Source organism: Agarivorans sp. D1326, from assembly GCF_056958115.1.
The window spans coordinates 170,872-189,916 of record NZ_JBTWEN010000001.1 but is presented as its reverse complement, the minus strand read 5'-3'; the positions used below and the strand labels follow the sequence as shown (position 1 = coordinate 189,916).

Genomic DNA, 19,045 nt, shown 5'->3' with positions numbered 1-19,045 from the left:
TAAATACTCCTAAGTTGAAGGATAGTAATGATGGACCATTGGTTTTTGAGAATGTTCCGCGAAATTTTGTAATTCTTGCTTAAAGCTGAATCGATTGTCTTTATGTTCCCATAATTCGAAGCGTTCAACATTGTTTAAGCTCAGGTGATTAAGGGTTAATTGAGATAATAAAGTGAGAAGCGGCGAGAGAGAAGGATTAAACGCTACGTTTTCTAGATAACAGCTCCAAGCGATTACTTTGTCGCCCTGATAAGCAAACATGGCGCTTTGTACTTGGGTATAAGGGGCATAGCTGGCTTTAGCAAAATCGGGAGCTTGGCTGGCCTTATCAAGCTTAAGCTTAGCCAGTGGAGCTTGCACGCCTAGGTCGTTTGGTCCAAAAGATTGAGGAAGCAATTGAGGGAAGTCATAGCTTTGTTGATTAAAGCGCACCTTTAACTGCGCAGCGTTAGCTAGCTCGTTAATAAACTGACGACAATAACCACATGGTGCTGCATTAATCACTAAATCGGTGAGTTCGTCTGCTTGGTGGCTAAGTGCGTTAAATATAGCACTTTGTTCCGCATGCAAACTGCCGGTTAGTGGCCCATATTCCAACTCATAGTTAGCGCCTAAAAATAGCTGTTGTTGCTTATCGACCGCAATCGCCCCTACATGGAAATTAGACTTGGGAGCAAATGAAAAACTGGCTGCTAAAGGTAGCATGCGTTCTGCAAGCTCAATAACGTTACAGCTTAGGATGTTGCATAGTGTCTTGGTTTGTTGGCTATTGAGCATATTTGGCAGTTGCTTGCTGGCCAATACGGTTTGGAGGGCGTTAGTTAGCGATAGGTCTGCTTGGGTATTTTCTGACATTTCATCGTTCCCTTTAATTTGTCGAACCTAGCAACAAATGTTGATTACTTTGCTAAGACTTCGATTATAATCCGCCTAAATCGTGTTTAGTTAAAATATATCTTTGTTTTAGCTGTTTCTGTGTAGCGCGTAATTTATTGTAACTAAAGGTGTTGATAAGTGTTTTCAAAGCTTGATTCTGTTCTTCGGTTGGTTCGTCAGTGGCAGTTAAGCTCGCCACATGAGCAAGGTTTGTACACGCCACAATGGAGTGGGGCGGAATGTGTGATAAGAGTAGATAATTTGTCTGCTCATAGCATGAGCTTAGGGCAAATTGATTTGTTCGACGGCCAATTACCCGACAATGCCAAGTTTCATGGTGAGGGTTTTCAAATGTTAGCGCAGAACTACGGTACTGCGAATAACATCACTGCGATTGGTCGCTGCCCCGATGCAGGAGAGTATCGGCTTAGTGAAGATGCTGATCACTTTACTGCATATAATCAGCTACTTATCGAAAGTAACGGATATTACACCTTACTGGGTTTTAGTTCATGCCACCGCTTTAGTGGTTATTTTAAGGTATACCCTAGTGGCCGTTTAGTCATTGGTATTGATAGCGATACCCTTGCTATCCCCGCCCACCATTACATCAATAGTGAAAGCTTATTTGTGGCTAGCGGAGAGAGCCGCGAAGCCGTGTTAGAACAATTTGCCGATGCAATACAGCAGCATCATCCTCGGCTTAGCTGGCCGAGTAAGCCCAACGGTTGGTGCTCGTGGTATCACTATTATGCTGATGTATCCGCAGAGGATATTGAGGAAAATCTTCAACAGCTTATTAGCCCACATGACCAATTAGATTACTTGTTGATTGATGATGGCTACCAAGAGTTTATGGGGGATTGGCTGTATCCGTCTGATCGTTTTAGTGGTGGCGTAGAAGGTTTATGCAAACGAATTAGAGAGCAGGGGAAAGAGCCCGCTATTTGGGTTGCGCCTTTTATTGCGCAAGCAGAGTCTCGTTTGTTTAAGCAACATCCAGAGTGGTTTGTGAAAGGTCAAAACGGTCAGCCTTTAGCAGCAGAAGAAGTAACTTATGGCGGGTGGCGCTGTACGCCTTGGTATGTATTAGATACTACCCAAGAGCAAGTAAACCAGTATCTGCACCAGGTGTTTAGCCATATGTATCACCACTGGGGAGTGAAGTACTTTAAATTAGACGCTATTTATTGGGGAACATTGGCTAAAGGCTATCGTGCTGATCCCAATAAAACTCGGATTGAAGCTTACCGAATGGGTATGGAAACCATCAATAAAGCTTGTGATGGGCAGGCCTACATTCTTGGCTGTAATGCCCCAATGTGGCCTTCATTAGGTTTAGTGCATGGGATGCGTATTGCCGATGATGTTGAGCGAAATATTGGGCGATTTAAGCAAATCGCTAAAGAGACCTTCTTCCGCAATTGGCAAGATATGCGCTTATGGCATAACGACCCCGACTGTGTGACCTTAAATAATATTCTTAGCCAACATACCGATGACGACGCTTACAACTGGCACCGAGTGAGCTTATTGGCGAGCAGCGGTTTAGTGTTCTCTGGTGATCGCCTAACAGAGCTAGACGATGCTCAGGCTAGCGTATTAAGTGTGCTAGAGAAAAACCAAGCAGACGCAGCCCGTTTTGCTGACTTTAGATTGCAGCATGCTAAGCAATATCAAAACCAGCAGTTAGTTCGCCAATATTGGTTTAACTGGGGCGAGCACAATAGCTTGAATATAGAGCTAAGTTTAGATCAGCAGTGGCAGGTTTTATGGGCAGACAAACGCTTTGTTAGTAAACAAACTGACAAGGGTTTAACCATTTGCTTAGCACCAAATAGCGCGGTGGTTTTCGAAAAGAAAGGGTAAATGAAGTGGTGGGTTTAGTATTTAAATTCTAAGCCCACTGAAAAATTACTGTCGCCATAGCCAGGGATATCGTGGCTAGAAATAATAGTTCGCATCGACATTTGTTCGTTTAGTGGTGCCACAAATCCTAAGCCAACTGCAATATCAGTTTTATCAACCAAGTAGGACATTTGGCGTTGACCAAGGTTATGGTAGACAGAGTCTTCATGTAACTGGTTGTACACCGAGTATTTTGGATCGTAGATGTGGCTAAACAACTCTAGTCTAAAGCTGTTAAATGGTGTTTGCACCACTGGCACAGCTACCATGTCGTAAAGCTCTGAATCAGAAAAGTAACTATTTGTTAGGGTGGGCGAGAAGTCGGTATCTTGATAGGTTTTTTCGAAGATTTCGCCTAACACGGCGAATTGCTCGGCACTAAGTCGCAGCAGCGAAGAAGGGCGGAGGTTTTGCAACTCATAAGTGGCGTAACACTTTGGCGAAAAACACAAGGTCGCAGCAACAGCAAGACTTGCTGTAGTAGCTATCGACCATTTAATGTGTTGACGCATTTTCATTTGTATTACTTTACCTTCCCTGAACAGTGTTGATTATAACTTAGGCAGCCAAATAAAATAGTCTTTTGCTCACGTTTTAAAGGTTTTCTATGTAGTTATATAGGCTTTTTAGTATATTTATTTTATTAGTATCATTTTGATACTCACTCATCAGCATTTCTAACTCTGGAAACACCAGCGCAACTTGCTCGGTAATTGAGGCTTGTCGATGCGCTTGCCATTGCTGCAATTCGCTTTCATTTAAACACTCGGGGTAATTGCGTGCCTTGTAACGCAGTATTAATTGGTTAAGCCTTGGATCAGCAAATTGAAACTGCTGTTTGCTAATCAAGTTAGGATCGCTAGAGCGTAAAACTTGCATGAGGTTTTTATCGGCATTGCCAATAAATCCGTTGTATAAGGCAGTATCGGGGTTACTGTCTTGGTCAAACTCACGCTCTATGGCAAATACTTGCGACAGCTTCTGTTCGACCTCAGCTTTGTTTTTTGCTACTAAATCTAAGCTTTGACGACATTGTGCTCGGTTTAAGCCTAATTCTTCCGCTCGTTCCGGTGTTAGGGTGCTAGCTGGGGCGAGAACTGGGCATTTATTGGTGTGAATAAGTTTTACCGGAATCGGCAGTTCATCGGCAGCCAGCTCAATACGTGCGGTATACAGCCGTTGGTGGATTTCCTCTGCACTTAGTGACAGTAAAACGCTGGCGTCTTTGTTTAAGTCGATCACTATCATGGCGTTTTTGTTGATTGGATGCCAAGCAATAGGCAACACCCAAGAGGCACAGCCTTGAGCTGCGCCAAACATTCCCGATATGTGTACCAAAGGTTTGTTGTTGAGTAGATCAAATTGTTGAGCGACGGACTTTTTGTTTCGAAGATTAAGCAAGTAATTGAATAGCTTAGGCTGCTTATCTTTAATCAATTTAGCCATGGCGATGGTGGCATATACATCTGATACTGCATCGTGGGCATTAGCATGGCTTAAACCGTTGGCGGCGGTGAGTAATTCAAGCCTAAAGCTGACTAAGCCATCGTCATTAGTTGGCCATTCAATACCTTCTGGTCTTAGCGCATAACACGCGCGAACCATGTCGATTAAATCCCAACGAGAATTACCATTCTTCCATTCACGTTCATAGGGGTCGAGAAAGTTACGGTACAGGGTATAGCGGGTAACTTCATCATCAAAACGTATGCTGTTATAGCCAACACCACAGGTACCGGGTTGACTAAACTCATTATTGATTCGTTCTATGAAGTCACTTTCAATCAGGCCTTTTTTCATGGCTAATTGCGGAGTAATACCTGTAACCAAACAAGCTTGAGGGTGAGGTACGTAATCATTAGGCGGCTGACAAAACAACTCAATGGGCTTTCCTATTGGGTTTAAGTCCCAATCGGTACGTATTGCAGCAAACTGACAAGGGCGGTCTCGCCCAGGGTGTACGCCAAAAGTTTCGTAGTCGTGAAATAAAAAAGTGTTGTCACTCATCGCAATAGTTAGTCTTTTTTTGCTTGTTCGTTATCCCGTATAACCATACCACATAATGCGTGAACTTCTTGGTAGTTGAAGGCTTAACTGTTTAGTTTACAGCCAGTTGTTATTACCAGAGTAAGTTGCTAGTTTAATTTTGAAGCAGCGAATAAATTAGCAGCGCTTCTCTATAGATACATATTTTCAGTGTTCGAAAACTTTTCTACTACACTGAGCGTAATGCTTGAGGTAACCACGACTATAAGGACATACAATGAAAACTTTTACTTTACTGGCTGGCTTGGCGCTTTCTTTTAATATTCATGCGGCAATGGTAAGCCAAACTGTTACTCATACGATTGGTGACAAAAGCTTTGAGTCCACCTTGGTTTTTGATGATGCCAAGCAAGGATTACCAGCAGTATTAATGGTCCCTAACTGGATGGGCCCTACCGAAGGTTCATTGACTAAAGCGAAAAAAATTGCCGAGATGGGTTATGCGGTAATGATGGCTGATGTGTATGGAAGCGATGTTAGGCCAACCAATGGCGAGGAAGCAAAGGTAGCTGCCACAGCTCTACGTAGTGATCGCCAATTGCTGCGTGAGAGAACCAAAGCTGCTTTAGAAGCAATGAAAAGTAGCCTGCCTAAATCGGCAGATGCCTCAAAGGTAGCGGCCATTGGATTTTGTTTTGGCGGTGGTGCAGTGTTAGAACTGGCGCGAGCTGGAGAAGAGCTTGGTGGGGTAGTGTCATTTCATGGCAATTTAGATACTCCAAATACTGAGGATGCTAAAAATATCCAAGCACCCATCTTAGTATTGCATGGCGCTGTTGACCCCTTTGTTCCGGCCGAGCAAGTAAGTAATTTTGAAAAAGAAATGAACGCCGCAAATGTTGATTGGCAACTGATTGCTTACGGCGGTGCGGTACATTCGTTTACTAATCCAGCAGCAAAAAGAGCCGGACAAGCAGAGTACCACCCTAAAGTGGCGGCCCGTTCTTTTGTAGCAATGGATAGCTTTTTTAGCGAGACATTTAATTAGTACTCGCTATTTGAGTAAGGCAAATCTGCTTTCTTAAACAAAGCAACTCGCATTAATCTAAATACGTCTTCACATTAGTGGAGACGTTTTTGTTTAGAGAATATTTGTTATTGGGTTGAATCTAATCGAATTTTGGCTTTTACAGTGAAGTTCTGTATTTAGTTTGCATTGAGCATTATAGTTAATTTATTCAGTTAAATAGCCTCGTGCTAATGGGCTTATCAAGGATGGATTATGTCGGTTGAGCAGTTATTGTGGGTACTATTTGCCTTGTTAGGCTTAATTTTGCTTCTGTTAAATCGACTCCGCAAAACCAATCTCGAGAGCGTGAGTTTACTGCTCAGTTCTAGGAAAAGCATTCTTGTCATATTAGCCATCTGTAGCGCTGCGGTTGCCGTTGTTGCAGCAATCACTAGCATTGGTTTAAAGCAACTTAAGCATCATCAGTTTAATCAATTAGAAGAAGTTATTGGCTCAGTGCTTGATACCGCAGATGCAGGGCTCGATGAATGGAAACAAGGCTGGCAGTCAAAAGTTGATGCTATTGCCTTAGACCCAGCATTCCAGCATTTTTCTTATGTACTTATTGAATCTGAGCATAGTAAAGAAGGACTTCTTGCTAACCCTGCTTTAGAGAGTCTGCGTCAATCGGTAGATAACTATCGAACTGTGTTTGATGACCTAGGCTTTTTTATCATCTCACGCGATCGCATTAATATTGCCTCTATGCGCGACGAAAACCTAGGCGAAATCAATGTAATTACACGTCACTATCCACATTTACTTAACCGGGTATTTGAAGGTGAAACGGTGGTTATTCCGCCAATTCGCCCAGAAATTGTCTTAGATGGCATGCTGCAAAACAGCGTTAAAAGTGCTCATTCAACCATGTTTATTGCTGCTCCAATAAAAAATGGGGATGGACTAGTTGTTGCCATTCTTACTTTGCGTATGGATCCAGAGCGCGAATTTGCTCAATTACTCAAGGGAGCTCGAATTGGTAAGACGGGTGAAACCTACCTTGTTAGCCGCTCGGGTTACATGATTTCACCGAGTAAATTTGAAGACGATTTAGTTCGTTTGGGCTTGCTAGAGCCCGACCAATCATCGGTGTTGAATATTCGATTACAAGTCCCTAGTTATACCCGTGAACGACCCGATTGGACAGAAAGCGGCTACGCGATTATTGCCAAATCTAGCGGCTCAAACTTTCAAGGATATCTAGATTATCGAGGTGTATCGGTAGTAGGAGCGTGGCACTGGGATAAGGATCTGGAAGTTGGTTTGGTGTCTGAGATCAATCATGAAGAAGTGATGCAAGGTTATTTGCAGTTTCGTGATGTGGTGTTGTTAGTTTTAGGTTCAGCGCTAGCGTTCTGCATTATTTTGTTTGTGTTGGTATTTGCCTTAGTGCGCAAAATTAACTTGCGACTTAGTGAATCTAAGCAAGAGTTAGAGCGGCAAGTTGAGCAACGCACCTATGAACTGCAAGAGCGCGAAAAAACCCTTTGGGATCTTTATGAGTTTGCCCCAATTGCTTACGCCTCGGTGGATAAAGAGGGGCGTTTTCTGCAACACAATTTAAGCTTTTCTGAACTCATTGAAGTAGAACGTGATGGTTTTGAGGCCTTGTTTTTCCATGACTTTGCGGAGAACCAAGAGCAACGTCAGAAATCTAAAGAGCTACTAGCAGCCGCTTTTGTTGGTCATAGCTTTAACGATGAAGTGCTCAGTATTTTTACGTCCAGTGGCCAGAAAAAAACGGTGAGTATAAACATTGTGCCTAGCCTCGATGAAGAAGGGCATATTCATGTGGTTAAAGTTTCTTTAATCGACATGACCGAACGTTATCAAGCGCGCTTAGCCCTGGCTGATAACGAAGAGCGGATCCGCACCATTGTAGATACTATCGCCGATGGTATTATTTTGATTGAGCAATCTGGCATTGTTCGCAGTTTTAGTCCCGCAGCAGAGCAAATTTTTGGCTACAGCGAAGCAGAAGTCATTGGCAAAAACGTAAAAATGTTAATGCCAAGCGACATTGGTGATCAGCACGACAGGATACTGGCCGACTATAAACCCAAGAAAGAATCTTCGGTCATTGGTAATGAGCGAGAGGTATTTGGTCTGCGTAAAAATGGTGAGCAGTTCCCCATGGAGCTGGCTGTTAAAGAAGTATTCTTAAAAGGGCAACGCCACTTTACCGGCGTTGTGCGAGACATTACCGCCCGACGAAAAGCTCAACAAAAAATTGCCGATAGTGAACGTCAATTTAGGACCCTTACCAACAACTTGCAGTGTGTGGTTTATCGTATTCGCCTTAAAGAAGGTGAGTATCCAGAATGGCTGTACATTAGCGAGAAAATTGAAGAGCAAACGGGCTACCCGATTAGCGATTTTGTTGGTTTAAATCCAGTTCGTCGTTACAAGGAGCTAGTGCATCCTGATGACGCAGAAGAGAGCCTCGCGCGCTCTAGAGAGCTCAATCAAAAGGGTGGGGCTATTTCCCAAGAGTTCCGCATTATTGATGCGTCTGGAACAGTTAAACATATGCTGCAAAAAGCCTTTGTATCAATGGATGAGGAAGGACGACCTGCTTATTCAGATGGTGCAATTTTTGACATCAGTGAAATAAAGCAGGTTGAAGCGCAGCTAAGGGAAAGTGAGGAACGCTTAGACTCCGCTGCTTCAGGTGCGGGTTTAGGCATGTGGGATTACTACCCACAAGAAGATCGCATTGAAGTTAATGCCATTTACGAAAGCATGTTAGGTTACGCGAAAGGTGAGTTGCGAGACGGCGATGGCCTTTGGGCTCGTCTAAAAGGTGATACCGCAACTTGGATGAAGTTGATTCATCCTAGCGATGTTATTACTAACAACGAGAAACTTGAGCAGCACTTGGCGGGTGAGAATGATGTGTTGCGAAATGAAATTCGTCTGCGTTGTAAAAACGGCCAGTATCGTTGGATTTTAACCATTGGTCGAGTGTCTGAGTTGGACGAGCACGGTAAGCCATTGCGGATTAATGGTATCCATGTTGATATTGAAGAAACCAAAAAGCTAGAAGCAGCCCTTAACGAAGCGCGAGCCTTAGCCGATAGCGCCAACCAAGCTAAAAGTGATTTCTTAGCGAATATGTCGCATGAGATCCGCACTCCAATGAACGCCATTATTGGCATGTCTTATTTGGCTCTAGAAACAGAGTTAGACAATAAGCAACGTAATTACATAGACAAAGTCCATCGTTCGGCAGAAGCCTTGCTTGGCATTATCAATGACATTCTCGATTTTTCTAAGATTGAAGCGGGTAAGCTGGACATAGAAAAGATCGATTTTCGTTTAGAGGATATTCTCGACAACCTAGCTAATTTAGTGGGGTTACGTGCAGAGCAAAAAAGTTTGGAGTTGCTGTTTGATATTGACCCTAGCATCCCAACAGCATTAATTGGTGACCCCTTACGTCTAACTCAGATACTGGTTAACTTGTGTAATAACGCGGTTAAGTTTACTGAACAAGGCGTAGTGGTAGTAAAAATAGAGGCAAAACAACAAGACAACAAACAAGTTCAGTTGTACTTCTCGGTTAGCGATACCGGTATTGGTATGACACCAGAGCAGCAAGCCAAATTGTTTAAACCTTTTTCACAAGCTGATAGTTCAACCACGCGTAAACACGGTGGTACCGGTTTAGGGTTAGCGATTTGTTTAAAACTGACTGAATTAATGGGCGGGAAAATAGCCTTAAGCAGCGAGTTAGGGCAAGGCAGTTGCTTCTACTTTGAATTGCCGATGCAGATTCAAGAAAACGCGCAAACACTTCGCGATACTAATTCAGCACAACTTAATAGCCTCAAAGCTTTGGTTGTGGATGACAATGCTAATGCTCGAGATATTAATCAACAAGTACTAGAGAGCTTTGGCTTACAAGTTGAATCGGCCTCTAGCGGTAGCGATGCCATAGCCCTGATTAAGGAACATGCAGAAACATCGCCCTTTGATATGGTATTCATGGATTGGAAAATGCCAGATATGGATGGCGTACAAACTGTCCAGCATATTCAGGATCAGGGTTTTGACCTAGACGTAATAATGGTGACCGCATTTGGTCGTGACGAACTCACTAAAGAAGCTGAAGCAGTTAACATTGATGCGGTGTTAACTAAGCCTGTCACGCCGTCTCATTTGTTCGATACAATTGTGCAAGTACGTAAGATAGAGGTGCTAGAGCAAACACGTAGAGAAGCCCAGCAGCAGGGGGCCAACTTAGATATTGCTCAGTTACAGGGAGCAAATATTTTGGTCGCTGAAGATAACGATGTTAACCAAGAGCTGATTACCGAGTTACTGGGTTCCAACGGATTAAATTGCACAGTGTGTGATGATGGCTCGCAGGCAGTTGAGTACCTAAAAGAAAATAAGGTTGATGGGGTACTAATGGACTGTCAAATGCCGGTGATGGACGGGTATACCGCAACCAAAGTAATTCGTTATCAGCTAGGCCTAAAAGAGCTGCCGGTTATTGCGCTTACTGCAAATGCCTTGGCGGGGGATAGGGAGAAAGCGATTGAAGCAGGAATGAATGACCACATTCCTAAGCCAATTAATGTGAACAGTTTGTTCAGCACGATGGCCAAATGGATTACACCCGCTTCTCCAACTGCGATTAATCAAAGTGGACAGTCAGCTAAGGTAGCTAATGAGCAAGACCTAATGTTGCCAGATATTGATGGCTTAGATACCGAAGCAGGCTTGGCGAATGCTGCTGACAATAAAGCTTTATATTTGAAGTTAATTGGCAAATTTGCCAACGAAGAAAACACTCCAATGGACGATCTAAATACTGCTTATACTGAAGAGCGTATTGATGAATTGCAGCGAATTGCTCATACCATAAAAGGTGTTACGGCTACGCTGGGTGGGCAAGCGGTGTCCGACCTAGCTGCGGTTGTAGAGCAACAAGCCGAAGAAAATACAGTTCAGCCAAGCAGTATTGAAGCGCTAGGTAAGCAACTAATACCACTTCAACAAAGCTTACAAGAGTTTGTCTCCCAAGTTGAAACAACTGAAGTAGCAGAAGAGGGTGCTTCACAAAGTGTAAGCGAAGAAGAGTTACTGAGTTACCTGCAGCAGTTGGCACAACTACTTGATGACTTTGACGGCGAGAGTAACGATTATCTCGATAGCCACGACTGTATTTTGCAAACCTTCCCGGCACAGGCGAAAAAACTACAAATGCTTATTGAGGAATACGATTACGAAGCCGCTGGAGAAATTGTTCAAGAGATGCAGCAACAAGTGACTAAAAAAGCCTAGTAATTTCCTGGGGTGGCAAGACTTGCTCGCTAAGTTCGGGTAGACTTTGCGCCAATTATTTATACCTAGGGGATAGTTGTGACTCAAACACTTACCATTACCAGACCGGATGATTGGCACCTTCACTTGCGCGATGGCGCTATGTTAGAGGTAGCAGCAAATGCTACCGCTAAGCACTTTTCTCGTGCCATCATCATGCCTAACCTAACCCCACCAGTTACTCAAGTTGCTGATGCTCAAGCTTATTATCAGCGCATTAAACAGGCTCTTCCCGAGCAAAGCCAGTTTGAACCATTAATGACGCTTTATTTAACCGATGCCACTACCCCTGAGATAATCGCAGACGCAGCGGCAAGTGGAATTGTTAAAGCATGTAAATTGTATCCGGCTAATGCCACAACTAACTCTGCCCATGGCGTAACCGACGTTGCCGCTCTTCGCCCGGTATTTGAAGCAATGGCAAAACATGGTTTGTTACTGTTAGTTCACGGCGAGGTGACTCACGCTGATATCGATATCTTTGATAGAGAAGCAGCATTTATCGACGCTCACATGCGTGGTTTGGTGGATTCACTGCCTAATCTCAAAATTGTCTTCGAACACATCACTACCGCTGAAGCGGCTGAATTTGTAATGAATGCACCAGACAATGTAGCTGCAACCATTACGCCACAGCATTTGATGTATAACCGTAATCATCTGCTAGCGGGTGGTTTACGTCCTCATAACTACTGTCTGCCGGTGCTTAAGCGTCAAACTCACCAAAAAGCTTTACAGCAAGCAGTGGCTAGCGGTACCAAAAAGATATTTTTAGGAACGGATTCGGCTCCTCATGTTCAAGGGGCTAAAGAAAGTGCCTGTGGATGTGCGGGTTGTTACAGCGCACCTGCCGCCATTGAATTGTATGCCGAAATTTTTGAGCAACTAGGTATATTGGATAAACTTGAAGCCTTTGCGAGCTTTAATGGCCCAGATTTTTATGGCCTACCAAGAAACACAGATACGATTACTTTGACCAAAGAAGCTTGGCAGGTGCCTGGTTCGGTAAAAGTTGATGGTGAAAACTTAGTGCCATTCTTTGCTAACGAAACTTTAAACTGGCAAGTTAAATAGGCAAAAAAAAGCCCTTTGCTCTAGAGCAAAGGGCTTGCATAATCGTGTAATGTTTACACAGCAATAGGTAACTAAACGCGTGACTAAGTTAGCGACTCAGTCGAGATAAATAATAACCACGCTTGACCGATCAGGCTATTACCCAAATGGGTGAAATTTAAAAGTTAATAAATTTCTTATATATTTTAATGCCTTGCATACACCTCTCTGTTTAACAAAGCAAAAAAAAGCCCTTTTACATAAGTAAAAGGGCCTGCGTAAAATTTGTGTAAAGGTTGTACACAGCAATAGGTAACTAAACGCGTGACTAAGTTAGCAACTCAGTCGTGTTAAATACTATCTTTGAACTCGCTCTCTCACCATTCCCCAAATGGGTGAAATTAGCTGCTTATTTCACTCAAGCTCATGAAATTAAAGACAAAAAAAGACCCTTTGCATTGGATAACAAAGGGCCTGCATAAATTTGTGTAAAGATGTACACAGCAATAGGTAACTAAACGCGATGACTGAGTTAGCAGCTCAGTCGATATAAATACTACTCCTCGGCCATTATTCTCACCATTACCCAAATGGGTGAAATTTGCCATTGATAGCTTAAATGTCAGCTTGTATGTGCTAGCTGGAGTAATTCGATTACGCCAACTAAGCTAACAGTAAGGCAACTAGCAGGAGTAAAGGTTATGCCCGAGAACCTCAAAGTGCGCGATTACATGTTAATGCGCCCGGTTTGCTTTACCGCAAAACAACCCATCGCAGAAGTTGTACATAGCTTGCTAGAGCATAAACAACTAGGTGCTCCAGTGATTGATGAACAAAAGCACGTTATAGGTTGGATCTCCGAGCAAGACTGCTTAAAGAGCTTGCTTGAAGCTACATATCATTGTGAAACGGTCTCGTTAGTGGAAGATTTAATGCGTAGTGATGTGCTAAGCGTTGGCCCCGAAACCAGTATTTTAGAACTTGCTCAAAGCATGTTAATGCAAAAACCCAAAATGTATCCGGTCATCGAGCAGGGCAAGCTACTGGGCCTAATTACTCGTGAAGAGGTCTTAGCCGGCATCGATAAACATCTACATAGTTGCTATAAGCAGGTGAGTTAGACTTGTTTTCTTAAGGATTGTTGATAGCATTTGCGCCTCGTACGCAACCTACGAGGCTTTTTTCTTGCAGTCGGCTCTCTCAAATTACAAACAACAAATATCACAGGCATTGGCTAAAGACCGTTTTAGGCTTCAGCGCCAGCTTAGCAAGCTAAATGCAGATGATGTAAAAAACAACAGCTCACAGTTACTCAAGTTCACTCAAGCGCTTGAGCGCTCAAGTGAGCTTAGCGGCCGCCGACGAGCCTCAATCCCAAGTATCGAATATCCTCAACACCTACCGGTTGCGGAGCAAAAGCAAACTATTTACGAAGCTGTTCGCGATAATCAAGTGGTTATCATTGCGGGCGAAACTGGCTCGGGTAAAACCACCCAAATACCTAAAATCTGTTTAGAGCTAGGTTTAGGAAGCCGCGGTTTCATTGGCCATACCCAGCCTCGACGCTTGGCTGCGCGTAGTGTGGCAGCGAGAATTGCTGAAGAACTCAACACTCCGGTTGGTGAATTAGTGGGTTACAAAATCCGCTTTAACGATCAAATCAAGAATGACAGCCTAATCAAACTGATGACCGATGGCATGTTGTTGGCAGAGATGCAGCAAGATCGGTTTTTATCGCAGTATGAAGTATTGATTATTGATGAGGCTCACGAGCGCAGCTTAAACATCGATTTTATTTTAGGTGTACTTAAGCAGCTATTACCAAAGCGACCCGATTTAAAGGTCATCATTACTTCCGCTACCATCGATCCTCAACGTTTTTCTAAACACTTTAATGATGCACCTGTTATCGAAGTTTCTGGACGTACTTATCCGGTAGAAACACGTTACAGGCCGCTAAACGAAGGCGAGCAAACCAAAGATATACTGGAAGGCTTAGCCGATGCTGTAGATGAGTTGTATCGAGAAAAGTCTGGCGACATTCTTATTTTTATGAACGGTGAGCGAGAGATTCGTGACGCTACCGACTATCTGCAAAAGCGCCAACTGCGCGATACCGAGGTGTTGCCACTTTATTCGCGTTTATCTAATGCCGAGCAAAACAAGATTTTTTCATCTCATCGCGGTCGCCGAATCGTACTAGCTACTAACGTCGCTGAAACTAGTTTAACCGTACCTGGTATTCGCTATGTTATCGACCCAGGTACAGCACGGATTAGCCGTTACAGCTATCGCTCTAAGGTACAGCGTTTACCGATTGAGGCGATTTCTCAAGCTAGTGCTAATCAACGTAAAGGTCGTTGTGGGCGTGTTGCCGAAGGTATTTGTATTCGCTTATATAGTGAAGAAGACTTTGCAGGGCGCGCAGAGTTTACTGATCCTGAGATTTTGCGTACTAACTTGGCCTCAGTTATTTTGCAGATGTTGGGATTAAGGCTAGGTAAGTTAGAAGACTTCCCGTTTATTGATATGCCCGATCAGCGCAATATTAAAGACGGCTTAAATCTGCTAGAAGAAATTGGAGCGCTAAAGCAGCAACATGGCAAACCAAGCCTAAGCAATTTAGGCCGCGAGGTGATTAAGTTTCCTATCGACCCGCGTTTAGCCAGAATGATGGTCGCCGCTAAGCAGTTTGATTGTGTGCAAGAAATGATGGTGATATGTGCCGCGTTATCTATTCAAGATCCACGTGAGCGACCTAATGATCGTAAGCAAGCGGCAGATCAAAAGCATGCCCGCTTTGTCGATAAAGACTCCGACTTCTCCAGCTATTTGTTGCTTTGGCGTTATTTGCAAGAGCAACAAAAAGCCTTATCAGGCAATCAGTTTAGAAAACAATGTAAGCAAGAGTTTTTGGCTTATATGCGCATTCGCGAATGGCAAGATTTGGTTTTTCAGTTATCTACGGTAGTTAAAGAGTTGGATTACACGGTTAATCAAAACGAAGCTAACTACGATGCTATTCACCAAGCAATAACGGCTGGCTTGCTGAGCCACTTGGGTTTCAAAGATAAAGAACGAGAGTTTTTAGGCGCGCGGAATGCACGCTTTGTGGTGTTCCCTGGCTCAAGTCAGGCTAAAAAGCCACCTAAATGGGTGGTTGCGGCCGAACTCGTTGAAACATCCCGCCTATTTGCTAGAGGCGTAGCTAAAATTCAGCCTGCTTGGTTAGAAAACCAAGCAGGGCATTTAATTAAAAAGTCTTACAGCGAACCTCATTGGTCTATTAAGCAGCAAGCTGTAATGGCTTACGAAAGTGTTCGTTTATACGGCGTAGCGCTAGTAAACAAACGCTTAGTTAACTATGGGAAAATTGATCCTGTGGTTGCCCGCGAGGTATTTATCCGCTCTGCCTTAGTAGAGGGGCAGTGGCCAGCAAAACATGCTTTTTTCAAACAAAACCAGCTATTGCTTGATGATGCTGAAGCCTTAGAGCAGAAACAACGTCGCCGAGATGTGCGAGTTGATGACCAAGTACTCTATGACTTTTATGCAGAGCGTTTGCCAGAAGGCATTGTTTCGGCTAGTCATTTTAATCGCTGGTGGAAAGAGGCCAGTAACAAGCAGGCCGATTTACTGAGCTTTTCCAAGCAAATGCTTTATCAGCATGACGCAAGCCATATCACTGAAAAGCAGTATCCTGATCAGTGGCAGTTTGAACAGGTTTCTGTAGCCTTAAGCTATGTGTTTGAACCGGGGCAAAGCGACGACGGCGTAAGTGCTCATATTCCTTTAGCGCTGTTGAATCAATTAGATTTCACTCGTTTTGAATGGCAAATTCCAGCATTTCGCGAAGAACTCATTAGTGCCTTGATTAAATCCTTGCCTAAACCTATCCGCCGCAATTTTGTGCCGGTTCCCAACTATGTGCAGGCCTTTGTTCAAGCAGTGCCGCATGCAGAGGGCAATTTGTTAGAGGTACTGACTAAACAACTGCTAAGAATGACTGGAGTAAAAATACCCGAAGATGCTTGGAATCTAGATTCGGTGGCCGATCACCTTAAAGTTAATTTTAAAGTGATTAATGACCAAGGCAAAGTGGTTGCGCAAGGCCGCTCTTATCAAAGCTTGCAAGAAAAACTACAAGATCAGGTAGAGCAGAGCATTGCTGAAATTGCCCCAAGCTCTTTTGCAGAACAGGCGAAAGTAACAGAGTGGAGTTTTGGTGAGTTGCCTGAGCTTATTGAAGAACAGCGCCAAGGATATCAAATTACCGCTTATCCAGCCTTGGTGGATGAAGGTAAAACGGTCGCACTTAAGCTGTTTGATAAACAAGAAGAAGCGGGTTGGAGCCAAACTCGCGGCTTAAGCAAATTGTTGCAGCTAAATATTCCTTCACCTTTAAGTTACTTGCAGCAACATTTACCGAATAAAGCCAAATTGGGCCTGTACTTTAATCCCTTTGGCCGAGTGGATGTATTGCTCGATGACTGCTGTTTAGCGGTGATCGACAAGTATTCTCAGCTTGAAAGTGTTAACACTGCTGAAGCATTTCAAGCCTTGTGTGACAAAGTTCGCGCAGAGCTGGCTACAGAAACCTTAGAAGCGGTAGTGTTAGTGGAGCAAATATTGAGCTTGCATTACCAAATAAACAAACAGCTAAAAGGCAAAGTAGGTTTCGACAGAGTATTGGCACATGCCGATATTAAAGCGCAGCTAAATGCATTAGTGCATAAAGGTTTTGTTCGTGAGGTGGGGCTGCAGCGTTTAAGTGATTTACAGCGTTACCTAAAAGCCATTGAGCGACGCTTAGAAAAACTAGCCATCGATTCTCATAAAGATAGATTGGCGCTACAACAAATCGAAACCGCTACCGAACGTTACCAAGAGTTGGCGTTGCCGGTTTATAGCCAAGAAGGGCAAGAACTGCGCTGGATGATTGAAGAGCTAAGGGTGTCTTTGTTTGCCCAACAATTAGGTACTAAATATCCAGTATCATTGAAGCGGGTGCTTAATCATATTAGCGAATTGCAAAAAAGGAAGTAACGGTAGTGGAACAGCAAGACTTAGTGTTACCCAAAGTTGAGATATATTACTGCAGTTTATGTGGGTGGTTATTAAGGGCTTCCTGGCTTAGCCAAGAGCTGTTAACAACCTTTTCGCAAGAGTTATCGGAAGTCGCGCTTAAACCTGCTTCAAGTGGGCGTTTTCAGATTTATCTGGATGGTGAATTAATTTGGTGTCGAAAGGCCGACAATGGATTTCCAGAGGCAAAAATTCTTAAGCAGCGGGTAAGGGACAAAATTGCACCTGAGATGGACTTAGGTCATAGCGATAGCAAGTAAGTTGCTAGGGCCTGTTGATCTTTGGTGTCGAAATTTTATTCAAGATAAGCGGGCTTTAATCGCGGCGAGCACTTTGAAACCTAGTGGGCTAAGTGAAAAGTATTCAACGAAGAGTAAAGTTCGCTTATCTGAACCCTTCGGGCAGCATTTCTTAGCCATTTATTCACCGTTAGCGAGTGATTATTAAGCCCACTTAACTTCACACTCACTGCCTTGCCTAAATGGCTAAGAAATTGCTGTAAAAACCATCAGCAAAGATCAACAGGCCCTAAACATTAAGCATAAAAAAGGGCGCATTAAGCGCCCTTTTTACATCGCTAGCTTTTATGCAAAGTTAGCTGAAGCAAATTCCCAGTTTACTAATGCCCAGAAAGCATTTAGGTAATCAGGGCGAACATTGCGGTAATCAATGTAGTAAGCGTGTTCCCATAGGTCACAGGTAAGAAGCGGAGTTACGCCTTCATCTGTAAGTGGGGTAGCAGCGTTGCTAGTGTTAACAATGGCTAGGCTACCGTCAGCGTTTTTAACTAACCAAGTCCAGCTAGAACCAAAGTTGTTAATCGCGCTGTCGGTGAATTTAGCTTTGAACTCTTCAAAAGAACCGAAGCTAGCATCGATAGCAGCTGCTAGAGCACCAGTTGGTTGGCCACCAGCATTTGGCGCTAAACAGTTCCAGTAGAAGGTGTGGTTCCAAACCTGGGCTGCGTTGTTAAATACGCCACCAGTAGAAGACTTAACGATCTCTTCTAAACTTTTTTCTGCTAGGTCAGTGCCTTCAATTAAACCGTTTAGTTTTACTACGTAGGTATTGTGGTGCTTACTGTAGTGGAAAGACAAAGTCTCAGCTGAGATGTGTGGCTCAAGTGCGTCTTGTGCGTATGGTAATTCAGGTAATGTAAATGCCATGTGTTTCTCTCCTTGTAATAATTGGCTTTATTAGCGCAATCTTTTATATAGTAAAAACTTTACAAAAGAGTTTAGCACTAGTGCTTTATCACGCAAAGCAAAAATACTAAAAAAAATTGATCTAGAGCAAAGTGGTGAAATTGGCAACTATTGTTGCTAGGATACGCCCAACACCTAGAATAGACTTAGTGCAAAAATTAGAGAAGTTTAAAATGGAAACGATTGAAAAAATCAAACAGCAAATCGCTGAAAACCCAATTCTACTTTACATGAAAGGTTCGCCAAAATTCCCAAGCTGTGGTTTCTCTGCCCAAACAGTTGAAGCTGTAATGCAGTGTGGTGAGCGCTTTGCTTATGTAGATATTCTACAAAATCCAGACATTCGCGCTGAGCTACCAAACTACGCAGATTGGCCAACCTTCCCACAACTATGGGTTGAAGGTGAGTTAATTGGTGGTTGTGACATCGTAATGGAAATGTTCCGCAGCGGTGAGCTACAACCTTTAATTAAAGAAACTGCAGCTAAGCACCCAGCGCCTGAAGCAGAATAGAAATTTCTTCTATACTAAAG

General features: G+C 43.4%; 12 protein-coding genes. 8 read left to right on the top strand and 4 right to left on the bottom strand.

What is annotated here, in order from left to right; translation table 11 throughout:
- Positions 1 to 9: 9 nt before the first annotated feature.
- Positions 10 to 855: a cytidine deaminase gene (gene cdd, locus ACYFDN_RS00815; RefSeq protein ID WP_483509690.1), complete on the bottom strand. Its 846-nt coding sequence runs from the start codon at positions 853 to 855 to the stop codon at positions 10 to 12.
- A gap of 159 nt (positions 856 to 1,014) precedes the next feature.
- On the opposite strand from cdd, the gene ACYFDN_RS00810 reads away from it, so the two are divergent.
- Positions 1,015 to 2,745 carry a glycoside hydrolase family 36 protein gene (locus ACYFDN_RS00810; RefSeq protein ID WP_483509689.1) on the top strand — a complete coding sequence of 577 codons (1,731 nt, stop codon included), beginning with the start codon at positions 1,015 to 1,017 and terminating at the stop codon, positions 2,743 to 2,745.
- A 14-nt stretch (positions 2,746 to 2,759) separates the two neighbouring features.
- Here ACYFDN_RS00810 and ACYFDN_RS00805 read toward each other — a convergent pair whose 3' ends face one another.
- Together ACYFDN_RS00805 and sbcB are read right to left on the bottom strand one after the other, a co-directional pair.
- A complete protein-coding gene (locus ACYFDN_RS00805) occupies positions 2,760 to 3,302 on the bottom strand; it encodes a hypothetical protein (RefSeq protein ID WP_016401889.1) in 543 nt (180 codons plus the stop codon).
- Between the two features lie 76 nt (positions 3,303 to 3,378).
- Positions 3,379 to 4,791 carry an exodeoxyribonuclease I gene (gene sbcB / locus ACYFDN_RS00800; protein ID WP_338626101.1) on the bottom strand — a complete coding sequence of 471 codons (1,413 nt, stop codon included), beginning with the start codon at positions 4,789 to 4,791 and terminating at the stop codon, positions 3,379 to 3,381.
- Positions 4,792 to 5,047: 256 nt separating this feature from the next.
- Between sbcB and ACYFDN_RS00795 the strand changes: the two genes are divergently transcribed.
- The 6 genes from ACYFDN_RS00795 to ACYFDN_RS00770 all read left to right on the top strand — a co-directional run bounded on the left by ACYFDN_RS00795 (position 5,048) and on the right by ACYFDN_RS00770 (position 17,568).
- The gene (locus tag ACYFDN_RS00795; RefSeq protein ID WP_338626103.1) at positions 5,048 to 5,818 is read left to right on the top strand and encodes a dienelactone hydrolase family protein; all 771 of its coding nucleotides are present in this window, start codon (positions 5,048 to 5,050) and stop codon (positions 5,816 to 5,818) included.
- 234 nt (positions 5,819 to 6,052) lie between these two features.
- The gene (locus ACYFDN_RS00790) at positions 6,053 to 11,131 is read left to right on the top strand and encodes a PAS domain S-box protein (RefSeq protein ID WP_483509688.1); all 5,079 of its coding nucleotides are present in this window, start codon (positions 6,053 to 6,055) and stop codon (positions 11,129 to 11,131) included.
- Between the two features lie 78 nt (positions 11,132 to 11,209).
- Positions 11,210 to 12,244: a dihydroorotase gene (pyrC, locus tag ACYFDN_RS00785; RefSeq protein WP_483509687.1), complete on the top strand. Its 1,035-nt coding sequence runs from the start codon at positions 11,210 to 11,212 to the stop codon at positions 12,242 to 12,244.
- A gap of 680 nt (positions 12,245 to 12,924) precedes the next feature.
- Positions 12,925 to 13,344, top strand: a complete 420-nt coding sequence (locus tag ACYFDN_RS00780) for a CBS domain-containing protein (protein WP_152780876.1) — start codon at positions 12,925 to 12,927, stop codon at positions 13,342 to 13,344.
- Positions 13,345 to 13,408: 64 nt separating this feature from the next.
- Positions 13,409 to 17,269, top strand: coding sequence for an ATP-dependent RNA helicase HrpA (gene hrpA, locus ACYFDN_RS00775; protein ID WP_483509686.1), 3,861 nt, complete (start codon positions 13,409 to 13,411; stop codon positions 17,267 to 17,269).
- Between the two features lie 5 nt (positions 17,270 to 17,274).
- The gene (locus ACYFDN_RS00770) at positions 17,275 to 17,568 is read left to right on the top strand and encodes an Rdx family protein (protein WP_483509685.1); all 294 of its coding nucleotides are present in this window, start codon (positions 17,275 to 17,277) and stop codon (positions 17,566 to 17,568) included.
- A 324-nt stretch (positions 17,569 to 17,892) separates the two neighbouring features.
- On the opposite strand, the gene sodB is transcribed toward ACYFDN_RS00770, so the two are convergent.
- On the bottom strand, positions 17,893 to 18,474 hold the full coding sequence (gene sodB / locus ACYFDN_RS00765; protein ID WP_016401880.1) for a superoxide dismutase [Fe]: 582 nt from the start codon (positions 18,472 to 18,474) through the stop codon (positions 17,893 to 17,895).
- A gap of 212 nt (positions 18,475 to 18,686) precedes the next feature.
- Here sodB and ACYFDN_RS00760 point away from each other — a divergent pair, with 212 nt between their 5' ends.
- Positions 18,687 to 19,025, top strand: a complete 339-nt coding sequence (locus ACYFDN_RS00760; RefSeq protein ID WP_040307201.1) for a Grx4 family monothiol glutaredoxin — start codon at positions 18,687 to 18,689, stop codon at positions 19,023 to 19,025.
- Positions 19,026 to 19,045 lie beyond the last annotated feature (20 nt).